Annotated in this window: 11 protein-coding genes; 6 read left to right on the top strand and 5 right to left on the bottom strand. The window is 60.6% G+C overall.

Features of this window, described 5'->3' with window-relative positions; translation table 11 throughout:
- Nucleotides 1-195: 195 nt before the first annotated feature.
- Nucleotides 196-1,299 (top strand): ParB N-terminal domain-containing protein, encoded by a 1,104-nt coding sequence (locus ACREC7_RS13250; RefSeq protein WP_431556161.1) that lies wholly within the window; start codon nt 196-198, stop codon nt 1,297-1,299.
- Nucleotides 1,296-2,192, top strand: coding sequence for a hypothetical protein (locus ACREC7_RS13245; RefSeq protein ID WP_431556160.1), 897 nt, complete (start codon nt 1,296-1,298; stop codon nt 2,190-2,192). The genes ACREC7_RS13250 and ACREC7_RS13245 overlap by 4 nt, the downstream gene beginning before the upstream one ends.
- Here ACREC7_RS13245 and ACREC7_RS13240 read toward each other — a convergent pair.
- From ACREC7_RS13240 to dnaG, 3 genes are all read right to left on the bottom strand, one after another.
- Nucleotides 2,155-2,601, bottom strand: coding sequence for a very short patch repair endonuclease (locus ACREC7_RS13240; RefSeq protein ID WP_431556159.1), 447 nt, complete (start codon nt 2,599-2,601; stop codon nt 2,155-2,157). The genes ACREC7_RS13245 and ACREC7_RS13240 overlap by 38 nt on opposite strands.
- 46 nt (nt 2,602-2,647) lie before the next feature.
- Nucleotides 2,648-4,684, bottom strand: a complete 2,037-nt coding sequence (rpoD, locus tag ACREC7_RS13235; RefSeq protein ID WP_431556158.1) for an RNA polymerase sigma factor RpoD — start codon at nt 4,682-4,684, stop codon at nt 2,648-2,650.
- Between the two features lie 546 nt (nt 4,685-5,230).
- Nucleotides 5,231-7,150 (bottom strand): DNA primase, encoded by a 1,920-nt coding sequence (gene dnaG / locus ACREC7_RS13230; RefSeq protein WP_431556157.1) that lies wholly within the window; start codon nt 7,148-7,150, stop codon nt 5,231-5,233.
- Nucleotides 7,151-7,331: 181 nt separating this feature from the next.
- On the opposite strand from dnaG, the gene ACREC7_RS13225 reads away from it, so the two are divergent.
- Together ACREC7_RS13225 and ACREC7_RS13220 are read left to right on the top strand one after the other, a co-directional pair.
- Nucleotides 7,332-7,718 (top strand): BrnT family toxin, encoded by a 387-nt coding sequence (locus tag ACREC7_RS13225; RefSeq protein ID WP_431556156.1) that lies wholly within the window; start codon nt 7,332-7,334, stop codon nt 7,716-7,718.
- Entirely contained in the window at nt 7,660-7,971 is a 312-nt protein-coding gene (locus ACREC7_RS13220; protein WP_431556155.1) for a BrnA antitoxin family protein, read from the top strand. The genes ACREC7_RS13225 and ACREC7_RS13220 overlap by 59 nt, the downstream gene beginning before the upstream one ends.
- Before the next feature lie 68 nt (nt 7,972-8,039).
- Here ACREC7_RS13220 and ACREC7_RS13215 read toward each other — a convergent pair whose 3' ends face one another.
- Both ACREC7_RS13215 and ACREC7_RS13210 read right to left on the bottom strand, forming a co-directional pair.
- Nucleotides 8,040-8,441 carry a hypothetical protein gene (locus ACREC7_RS13215; RefSeq protein WP_431556154.1) on the bottom strand — a complete coding sequence of 134 codons (402 nt, stop codon included), beginning with the start codon at nt 8,439-8,441 and terminating at the stop codon, nt 8,040-8,042.
- A 349-nt stretch (nt 8,442-8,790) separates the two neighbouring features.
- Nucleotides 8,791-9,240 (bottom strand): GatB/YqeY domain-containing protein, encoded by a 450-nt coding sequence (locus ACREC7_RS13210; RefSeq protein WP_431556153.1) that lies wholly within the window; start codon nt 9,238-9,240, stop codon nt 8,791-8,793.
- Nucleotides 9,241-9,509: 269 nt separating this feature from the next.
- On the opposite strand from ACREC7_RS13210, the gene carA reads away from it, so the two are divergent.
- Together carA and ACREC7_RS13200 are read left to right on the top strand one after the other, a co-directional pair.
- Nucleotides 9,510-10,724, top strand: a complete 1,215-nt coding sequence (carA, locus tag ACREC7_RS13205) for a glutamine-hydrolyzing carbamoyl-phosphate synthase small subunit (RefSeq protein WP_431556163.1) — start codon at nt 9,510-9,512, stop codon at nt 10,722-10,724.
- An 11-nt stretch (nt 10,725-10,735) separates the two neighbouring features.
- Nucleotides 10,736-11,141, top strand: a 406-nt coding sequence (locus ACREC7_RS13200; RefSeq protein ID WP_431556162.1) for an endonuclease domain-containing protein, incomplete at its 3' end; no start/stop codon positions are given.

The following is an 11,141-nucleotide window of genomic DNA, read 5'->3' as shown; positions in this document are numbered from 1 at the left end:
CATCTCTTTCTGGAAAAAAGATTCGGAAGAAAGGGTATAAGCTCGCCATCCGACGACGGGGGACATCGCCAAAACCGTCCCGCGTATGCTCCCCAGACAAGATTTATTTACATATGATCGGCCGGCACGAAGACCATCCAGGAACAGGACTGGGGCCGGCCGCGCGAATAGCCAACTTTCGAACGGAAAATCTGTATGGCAAACGCGACCGCGAGCACGCTTCCGCCCGAAGCTGAGCAAAAGGATGTCCAATGGCTCAAGCTGTCGGATCTCCGGCTCGATGGCCAAAACCCGCGTCTGAAAGAAGGTTTGGAAAACGCCTCGCAGCCTGAACTGCTTGAGGAACTTGCGCTTGAATATGAGCTTCAGGACCTGGCGCGTTCCATCGCCGATAATGGATATTTTTCCGAGGAGCCGCTTGTCGTCATCAAAGATCGGGGGGGCAAGTCGTGGACCGTGATAGAGGGAAACCGACGCCTCGCCGCGTTGCAATTGCTCGATAATCCGAACGCCGCGCCGAAGGAGCTGCGCAAGCAGTGGCAGGAGCTATCTGCCAGCCGCAAGAAGCTCGTAAAGGTGGTTCCTATACTCGAATACGATAAACGGAGCGAAATTACTCCCTACTTGGGCTTCCGCCACATCACTGGAGTGATGCAATGGCGACCTTACCAGAAGGCCCGCTACATCGCGCAGCTGGTCGAAGGTAGCCAATACACATTTGCACAGATTGCCCGAATTATTGGCAGTCGCGCCCCCACGGTGCGAGAGCACTACATCGCTTACACTCTCGTGCGACAGTCGCGCGATCAATTGGCAATCGATACTCGCTTCGCCGAACAGGCCTTCGGGGTGCTGCGTCGCTCGCTTTCTGATCCGAACATTCGAGCGTACATCGGTCTTGAGCTGGATAAGCCCGAAAGGGATCTCGCAAAGCCGGTCCCAAAGAAGCACGCAGAGAAGGTCAAGGAATTCTTCGAGTGGGCGTTTGGCACGTCAGACAAGAGAGCCGTGCTTAGAGAGTCACGCGAGCTGAAAAAGCTTGGCGTGGTAATGGCGCATGCCCGTGCGCTCGACGTGCTGCGCTCGAGTGATGACCTCGATTACGCATTCGAGATATCTGGCGGCGAAGTGCGCAAGCTGCTCGAAAACCTCAATGCCGCAAGCTACAACCTCGACCAAGCGCTACCGTTGTCCATACGCCACAAAAAAAGCAAGGATGTTATCGAGGCACTGACTCGATGCCGCGACACGCTCGCAGAAATATTGAAGAACTTTCCAAGCGTGACTAAGGACTTATGATCACTCTTCCGGCATCTCAAGATGCGGTGGCACTCGTTGACTGGCTAGAAGTCAGCCTTCTTGCGCAAAACACGAGTCGCATATCGGACACGGCGATCATTGACGTATTTTCCGAAGCGGACCTCGACGAAGACCCGGACGCGCTGCTGGCGTCCATGCATCAAACGGTCCGCATGCGCGAAAACATCGTCGGCGCGACATACCCCGTGGAGCGTCAAGGACTGGGATATTCTCGACGTGGGGACTGGAAGGATTACCTTCCCTATAGTTTCATGCTCTTCACGTCGCTGAACCAGAGTTACACAGAACTCAATTACGGCGGCGGCACAGCGAACAAGCCGGCAGAATTATTCGAGGTCCTAGCCTCAAAGGCTGTTGAGAGGTATCTACAATGCTCCGTCATTCGAATAGGGGCACCACGCCGCAAGCCTGTTCCCCCGAGTTTCCCCGAAGCTCTCACATATACGGTCGAAGAGCTGGGCGAAATTGTTGGTCAACGAGACCTCGAACGCCATAACAGTGGTGATGACGGTGTTGACCTAATTGGTTGGCGACCTTTTGGCGATGCGCGAGCAAGTCAAGCCATCATCCTAGCGCAGTGCGCCATCGGCACTGACTGGCGCGACAAGCGGGATGACATCAGTCTGAGGATGTGGCAACGACATATTGACTGGCATTCAACGCCACTGAAAGGAATCGCGGTCCCATTCCATCACCAAGAGGGCAATTCTTGGAGAGAGACCGCTACACGTGCGGGCATCATCTTCGACCGGCTGCGGATCGCAAAGCTGGTGGACACCGCCGCGCTGCCAGCACCGACTAAGAAAGAGATGATGCATTGGTGCGAAAAGCGGCTCAAGAAAGTTGCAAAGCTCGCAATTGAGCAACGGTAGAGTAGCGCCTCACGTTGTCTAATAACTTTCTCAGGACGCGCTCGTCGACAACCTGGCACTCCCATACCACTAATGAGCGCCATCCCGCTTCAGACAAATCCTGTTGCGCCTTGATGTCGCGTGCCTGATTACGTTCAAGCTTGGGCAGCCAATAGCCGAGATTCCAGCGAATCTGTTGTTTCCCGACAGAGCAGTGGGGGCAACGGTGCCAAAAGCAGCCATGAACGAATATAACGGTTCGATATTTCGGCAGCGCAATGTCGGGCGTACCAGGCAGCCGCCTATCATGCAACGTGAAGCGGAGCCCCTGCCGATGCAAGTAGCTGCGAACCTTAAGTTCTGGCTTTGAGTGCTTCTTCTTTACCGAAGCCATCATGTGGCTCCGCTGAGTGGTCGAGACCCGCGCCACTAGTGAACTTTGCCTTTCGAGTGCCGGCTCACTCCGAGGATTGTTGCTAATTATCGAGGAAGCTCCGGAGTTTTCGCGACCGCGACGGATGCTTCAGCTTGCGCAGGGCCTTGGCCTCGATCTGGCGGATGCGCTCGCGGGTGACGCTGAATTGCTGGCCGACCTCTTCCAGCGTGTGGTCGGTGTTCATGCCGATGCCGAAGCGCATGCGGAGCACGCGCTCCTCGCGCGGCGTGAGCGAGGCGAGCACGCGCGTTGTGGTCTCGCGCAGATTGGATTGGATGGCGGCGTCGATGGGCAGCACCGCGTTCTTGTCCTCGATGAAATCGCCGAGATAGGAATCTTCCTCGTCGCCGATCGGGGTTTCGAGGCTGATCGGCTCCTTGGCGATCTTGAGCACCTTGCGCACCTTCTCGAGCGGCATAGCGAGCTTCTCGGAAAGCTCCTCCGGCGTCGGCTCGCGGCCGATCTCGTGCAGCATCTGGCGCGAGGTGCGCACGATCTTGTTGATGGTCTCGATCATGTGCACGGGGATGCGGATGGTGCGCGCCTGATCGGCGATGCTGCGGGTGATCGCCTGCCTGATCCACCAGGTGGCGTAGGTGGAGAATTTGTAGCCGCGGCGGTACTCGAATTTGTCGACCGCCTTCATCAGCCCGATATTGCCTTCCTGAATCAGATCGAGAAACTGGAGCCCGCGGTTGGTGTATTTCTTGGCGATGGAAATCACCAGGCGCAAGTTCGCCTCGACCATCTCCTTCTTGGCCTGGCGCGCCTCGCGCTCGCCCTTCTGCACGATGTGCACGATGCGGCGGAACTCGGCGATCTGAAGCCCGGTCTCGGCGGCGAGGTTATGGATCTCGCCGCGGATGTCCTTGATCAGGCCGCGCTCGTCGTGCACGAAATCGGCCCAGCCCTTCTTCTTCAGGCGGCCGACGCGGCGGAGCCAGTTGGGATCGAGCTCGTTCGACTGATATTCGTCGATGAAGTCCTCGCGCTTGACGCCATAGCTCTCGGCGAGGCGGAGCAGGCGACCCTCATAGCCGATCAGCTTCTTGTTGATGTCGTAGAGGGTCTCGACCAGGCTCTCGATGCGGTTGTTGTTGAGCGACAGCGATTTGATCTCGGCAACGATCTCGTCCTTCAGCACCTTGTAGCGCTTCTCCTGGCCGGTGGAGAGCGTGTCGTTGCGCAGCGCGCGCTCGACCTCCTGGTCTTGCAGCTTGCGCAGCTTCTTGTAGTTGGTGGCGACGAGGTCGAAGGTCTCGAGCACCTTGGGCTTGAGCTCGGCCTCCATGGCGGCGAGCGAAAGCGAGTTCTCGAGATCGTCCTCTTCGTCGTCGAATTCTTCCTGGGCGACGCGTTCGCCGTCCTCGCCGTCGCGGGCGGGGGCTTGCGCCGGCTGCGCGTGCTGCCCGTTGGCGCCATGGGCATGGGGCTCGCCGCCATTCATGCCCTCGGGCAGAGGCTGCGACGGCGCGGGCTTGGCGTCAGGGCCCTGATAGGTGGCTTCGAGATCGATGATGTCGCGGAGCAGAATCTTGCCTTCGTTCAGCTCGTCGCGCCAGATGATGATGGCCTGGAAGGTGAGCGGGCTCTCGCACAGCCCGGCGATCATGGCCTCGCGGCCGGCCTCGATGCGCTTGGCGATGGCGATCTCGCCCTCGCGGGAGAGAAGCTCGACCGAGCCCATCTCGCGCAAATACATGCGCACCGGATCGTCGGTGCGCTCGGTCGGCTCTGCCTTGGCCTCGGGCTTGACCGCGATCGGCGTGACCGTGGCGACGGCGCGCGGAGCGGCTTCGGCGCCCGCGGCCCCCTCCTCCGGCTCTTCGGCCTCGTCGGTGTCGATGACGTTGATGCCCATGTCGGAGAGCATGGACATGGTGTCCTCGATCTGCTCGGAAGTGACTTCCTCGGACGGAAGCACCTCGTTCAGCTCGTCATAGGTGACGAAGCCGCGGGCCTTCGCCGTCTTGATCAGCTTCTTGACCGCGGCATCGGACATATCGAGCACCGGACCGTCCGAAGTCTCAGCCTGCGGCTGCTCCTGATCCTCTGCTTCAGCGGTCTTGGTTGCCATTCATTGTACTCCGAAGCGCTTGCCCTTGGGGATGAAGCGCGTGGCCGAGGCGTGCCGTCTCTGCGGCGCCTGTTCGAATTTCCGTTCGACGATTAGCGGCAAGCACCGTTAAGCGACGATTAAACATGACTTGGCTCCGGCTCGCCGCCAGCATCGCTAAGACTGACCGGTCAAGCCTTGGCCGACTTCGTTCTCCCCAATCAAGCTTGCCCGTCCCGGGCAGTAGGATTGGAACTCAACGTTCCGGACCGAATGTCTTTGCCGGGCGATCCCGCCCGAATGCCCGAGGCGAGTAGCCCGTCGAGCGAACGCAACGCCGGCCGGCGCGTGGCCCAAACAACCAACGCCTCGTGGAAGCGCTCAAGCCCCTCTCCAAAGGACCCCTGGCGGCGCTTCCGGCCGGTCAAGTTCCTGGCATGGACTTGGCGAGACTAAGGCGATGTGTCAAGGCCGCAAAGCCCTTCAAAAGCACAATCTTTAGCCATTGAAACCGCGCTCAGTTCGCGTCGCGTTCGCAATGCAATATCGGTGCCGGTTGCGGGGGTCCTAGCGCTGGTCCGCGCGCCGGTCAGGACGGCGCCCCCGCTGGCCGCCGATATTCTCGCCTTTCAGCCTGGCGATGGTCTCCTGGAAGCGCTTGGCGCTGTCGCGGTCCCCGGCATCGTCGGCGGCATGGCGGAGGCCGGCATTGGCAACCTGGCGCTGCAACTCGGAGAAGTGCTCGAAGTCGGCTTCCGACAGATCGGCGAGGTCGAGCGCTTGATCCTGCACCTCCTTGTCGAGGCTCTTGAGCGTGGTCCAGCGGTAGATGAGCTCGGCGAAATGCTCCTCGACCTCGGCCGCAGCGGTCTCAGGTTGCAGGAAGGCGATGCGCTTGAAGGCGCTCGACCGGTCGAGCGTGTCGAACAGCTTGGCGTGGCGGCTCTCGCGCATCAGCTCGGCGAGGTGCTCGCGCGTGATGCCAAGATCTTGGAAGATCGCCTCGGTGAGAAAGCCGAGAAGCTCGGCGAGCTGCTTCTGCCTGATGTCGAGATGCGCCACCTCCTCGGCGAAATGATCGAGCAGCGAAGGATGATGGGCGAGCGCGAGAATGATGGTGATGGCGAAGCCATGGGCTGAGGGAAGCGGCCGCGCCCCGCTCTTGCCCGCGGATGGAGGTGGCGACGGCTTGGCCGGACCTCCGCTCCGCTTGCCGATGTCGCGCCACAGCGCAAACAGCCTCGACTTGATGTCGCGGCGGTAATGCTCCCGCACCCGCGCATTGGCGATGGTGGCAAGGAGCTGCTCGAGCCGCTCTTCGAGCGCCGCGCGCCGCTCAGGCGTATCGAGATTGTGCCCCGCGCATTCGCGCTGCCACAGAATATCGATCAACGGCCGCGCCTCGGCGAGACAGCGGGCGAGCGCGCCCGCGCCCTCATTGCGCACGAGGTCGTCGGGATCGGAGCCTTGCGGCAGGAAGGAAAAGCGGAAGGAATGTCCCTCGCGCAAAACCGGCAGCATGCGGTCGATGGCACGCGCCGCGGCAGCCTCGCCGGCTCGATCGCCGTCGAAGCAGACGATCGGCTCAGGCGCGAGCAGCCAAAGCTGATCCATCTGGCGTTCGGTGAAGGCAGTGCCGAGCGTCGCCACCACGTGATGGAAGCCGGCTTGATGCAGCGCGATCACGTCCATGTAGCCCTCGACCACGACGAGCTCGCCGTGCTCGAAAGCGGCCCCGCGGGCACGGGCAAAATTGAACACGGTCGAGCCCTTGTCGAACAGCTTGGTCTCGGGCGAGTTCAGATATTTCGGCTCGGTCGCGGCGTCGAGCGCGCGGGCGCCGAAAGCGATGATGCGGCCACGCGCGTTGACGATGGGGATCGTGAGACGGTGGCGGAAGCGATCATAGGGGCTGCGGCCGTCGTCGGGCTTGATGAGGAGGCCGGTCTCGATGAGCTGGGCCTCGCTGAATCCGCGTTTGATGAGAGTCGCTTTCAGCGCCTCCTTCGCGTTCGGTGCGAAGCCGATGCGGAACTCCTTCAACGTCGCCGGGCTGAGCCCGCGCCGCTCGGCGTAAGCCAGCGCCTCGCGGCCTTCGCGCGATGAAAGCTGCTCTTCGAAGTAGGCGCTTGCCGCCTCGAGCGCATCGTAAAGGCCCAAGCGTTCTTTCGCGGCCCGCTCGTATTGCGGGTCTGGCTTCGGCAGCGGCAGGCCGGCCTCGCCCGCGAGCCGTTCCACCGCTTCAGGGAAGCTCAGGCCCTCGGTGTCCATGACGAAGCCGAAGATGTCGCCGTGCTTGCCTGAGGAGAAGCAGTGATAGAATCCCTTCTGGTCGTTGACCGTAAAGGACGGCGTCTTCTCCTGATTGAAAGGTGACAGCCCTTTCCATTCGCGTCCCGCCCGCTTCAGCGGCACACGGCGTGAAACCACGGTCGAGACCGGCAGCCGCGCCCTGATCTCATCGAGGAACGAATCGGGGAATTTCATTGGTTCGAGTGAGCGCTAGCGCCAGCCTGGAAGCCACACCAGCCTTTCCGTAATCAACGATATTCACTGGAACAAATAGAGAACAATGTTTAGGATGTCGAGGCGTCATGCGGGGACCGAGGGCAGCCGAATCTGACACGCGCTTCACATCTGTAGATACATACTGTATATACAGTGACGGATGGCAGCGGAACTCCATCCCTGCAGCGATGCGATTGTCGGATCCCAGGTTCCGCAAATGCGCACGCGATACAAAATTGTCGATGCTGCCGAGTTTGATGAGTTCGAATGGCATGAAGCAAAGCGCGCAGAGAATTGGGCTGTGCATGAGGTTGACTTTGAAGATGCCAAAGCGATGTTTCGCCAGCCCCACATTTGCGCGCCCTCAAAGAGAGGCACAGAAGGCAGATGGTTGGCTGTTGGACGTTTGCACGAGACGGAAATAACCGTCGTCTACACGATGCGAGAGGACCGGTGCCGAATCATTTCGGCGCGGCGAGCGAGAAGCGATGAGCGAGAGACGTATCACCAGGCGATCGGCTACCGATCTGCGAAAGGGAAAAACTGATTGGAAGCGCCTGCGTAGTCTTACCGACGAAGAGATTGACGCGGCTATCAGACGCGATCTGGACTCAGACCCAGCAAATTTTGACTGGTCCAAAGCCGAGCTCGTCATGCCGCGGCGGAAAGAGGCGATCTCGATCAGGCTCGATGAGGACGTGCTCGCTTTCTTCAAGACCCTTGGGTCTGGCTACCAGACGCGCATCAACGCCGTGCTGCGCCACTTCATGCAGCGGTTGCAGGAAGCAAAGCGGAAATAGCCGGAAAAACAAACCGGGCGGAGCAAAGGCTTGCTCCACCCGGCTGAACGTCAGAAGCGGCGTCGAGACTACCTGGAAGAGGTTGCGGCTGTCGGGATCAAGGCCGGACCGCCAACGCTAAGCGTCGAGGCATTGTCGCCGCATTGGACACTGACCGTCTCGAGCTTGGCGCCATCGAGCTGGAACGCCTGGCCAGGGTTGAGGCTGATGCGCATGCGCGCCGAGGAATACGGCGCTTCGGCAGCCTGGCTATCCCACACCACGGTATTGACGGCGCAGCGGCCGTTGTCCGGCACGAAGAACGCGATGAGCCGCTTGGAGCCGACCGAAGCAAGGATCGGCTCGTAAGGGCCGACGGGACCGGCGCGGGTCAGCGGCTCCTGGGCGGCGGCGGGGCTACCGGCGGCGAAACCGGCAAGGGTCAAAGCCGCAGCGGCGGTGAAAAGCTTAAGTTGGATACGTGGGGTCATTATTGGCCTCCTATTGAAGTTTGATGCGCGCGTGAACGAATCACGTGCTGCATTGCACAGTTTCTTATTGCGGTGCAGTGACAGAACTATGTTGCAGTGCAAGACAAAAGGCCGCGGGAGTTTTCGGAACGGTCGATTTGAATTTCAGATGATGAGGGAAACGTGGATCGCGGAGTGCGGAATGAGAGCCGTTGTGCAAAAGATTTGTGCAAAGCGATTGCGATTCGAGTGCTTGTCATGCCCGCGAAGGCGGGCATCCAGTAGTCCAGGCGCTCTCGGTTCCTGATCGCCGCGTAGGTGGTTACTGGATTGCCCGGTCAAGCCGGGCAATGACAAAGGTGTGGCGCGATCATCCGAGCTTCGCCTTCACAGCCGCGCTCGCCTTGGCGAAGTCCATCTGACCGGCATAGCGGGCTTTCAGCGCCGCCATCACCTTGCCCATGTCCTTGACGCTCGTGGCGCCTGCTTCGGCAATCGCCGCGGCGATGGCTTTCTGCATGTCGGCCTCGGAGAGCTGCTTGGGCAGAAACTCGCGGATGATGGCGATCTCCTCGGCCTCCTGTTGCGCAAGCTCGGCGCGGCCGGCGTCTCTATAAATTTTCTCCGACTCTTCTCGCTGCTTGATCATCTTGGCGAAAAGCTCGAGTAGCTCGGCATCCGTCGCTTCGCCCTTGCCTGCCGTGCGCGCGGCGATGTCGCGGTCCTTGATGGCGGCGGACACCAGCCGCAACGTCGAGATGCGGCGCTTGTCCTGGGCCTTGGTCGCGAGCTTCAGTGCGGCGGTGATGGTCTCGCGCATGGGTGTCACAGGGGAATCGAGGAAGAAGTTTCGAAAGTAATTGAGCGTCTGAATTGAGGCAAGTGATTTCGCTTCGATAACTTATTGTTTTCACATGTAAATATTTCTCTCCCCAACTTGACCGCGTTCGCTGCGTCACGTAAGAGTTGGGCTCGTTGGATGCGTGGCAGAAGTGTCGGTCTTGACGCCGACAAGACGTGCACCGACTTCAAGCCCTGCCGCCTTGGCTCAGGCGGGTACAACGAAAGCCGATGAACGACAATCCCGACATGCCGGCCGGAGAGGCCCTGAACGCACGCGCGCGGGCGACCGCCCCCTGGGGCGAGGAGAGCGCCACGGCGTTGCTCGTGCTTGCCGACGGCACCGTGATCGAAGGCAAGGGCGCCGGTGCGGTCGGCATTGCGGTTGGCGAGGTTTGCTTCAACACCGCCATGACCGGCTATCAGGAGATCCTGACCGATCCCTCCTATGCCGGTCAGATCATCACCTTCACCTTCCCGCATATCGGCAATGTCGGCACCAACACCGAGGACATCGAGACGGCGAGCCTCGCCGCCGCCTCCGGTGTGCGCGGCTGCGTGCTGAGGGCGCCGATCACGCGCGCCTCGAACTACCGCGCTAGGCAGGAATTCGACGATTGGCTGAAAGCGCGCGGCATCATTGCCATCACCGGGATCGACACCCGAGCGCTCACCGCCCTGATCCGCGAGAAGGGCATGCCGAATGCGGCGATCGCGCACGCGCCTGACGGCAAGTTCGATCTTGCCGCGCTCAATCGCACGCTTGCAGGCTTCCCCGGCATGGTCGGGCTCGACCTCGCCAAGGATGTGACCAGCGGCCAGAGCTATGGCTGGAACGAGACTGAGTGGCGCTGGAACGAAGGCTACGGGCACGAGACCGCCGCTCGCTTCCATGTCGTCGCCATCGACTACGGCTTGAAGCGCAACATTCTGCGCGAGCTTGCTACCGCGGGCTGCAAGCTGACCGTCTTGCCGGCGACGGCGACGGCCGAGGAGGTGCTGGCGCGCAAGCCAGACGGCGTGTTCCTGTCGAACGGCCCCGGCGATCCGGCGGCGACGGGCGTCTACGCGGTGCCGGAGATCAGGAAGCTCGTCGATTCAGGCCTGCCGGTGTTCGGCATCTGCCTCGGCCATCAGATGCTGGGGCTCGCGCTTGGCGGCACCACGCGCAAGATGCATCAGGGCCATCACGGCGCGAACCATCCGGTGAAGGACTTCACCACCGGCAAGGTCGAGATCACCTCGATGAATCATGGCTTCGCCGTCGACCGTGAGAGTCTTCCGGCAAATGTCGAGGAGACGCACGTCTCGCTGTTCGACGGCTCGAATTGCGGGCTGAAGGTGAAGGACAGGCCGGTGTTCTCGGTGCAGTACCACCCCGAGGCGTCGCCAGGTCCTCAGGACAGCCACTATCTCTTCAAGCGCTTCGTCGCGCTGATGGAAGAAAACAAAGGCAAAGGCTGAAATTGGTGCAAATGATGCAAGCGAACGACAAATCCCCTCCCCCCTTGAGGGGGAGGGTTAGGGAGGGGGGTAAACGACCCTTCACCACCCGTGCTCGCATGTTGCGGCGTTCCTCTTCCAAGGCCGAGCGGAGACTCTGGAGTGTTTTGCGTCGTCACCAAATGGAAGGCGTTTCTTTCCGGCGTCAGCAGCCTATTGGCCCATACGTGGTCGACTTCCTCTGCCCACATGCAAAGCTCGTAATAGAAGTCGATGGTGGTCAGCATGCCGATGACTGCGCTGTCATTCGCGATGACAGGCGTACCCGCTGGCTGGAGTCACGCGGTTATCGAGTGTTGCGGTTTTGGAACAATGATGTTTTGCAGAATCTAGAGGGCGTTTGGCAGCTTATCTCGATTGCTATTGCCAACACTGACC

It is taken from the genome of Methyloceanibacter sp. (assembly GCF_050728395.1).
GTDB lineage: Bacteria > Pseudomonadota > Alphaproteobacteria > Rhizobiales > Methyloligellaceae > Methyloceanibacter.
Note: the sequence above shows the minus strand (reverse complement) of the source record. Positions and strands in the feature narration are given on the sequence as shown.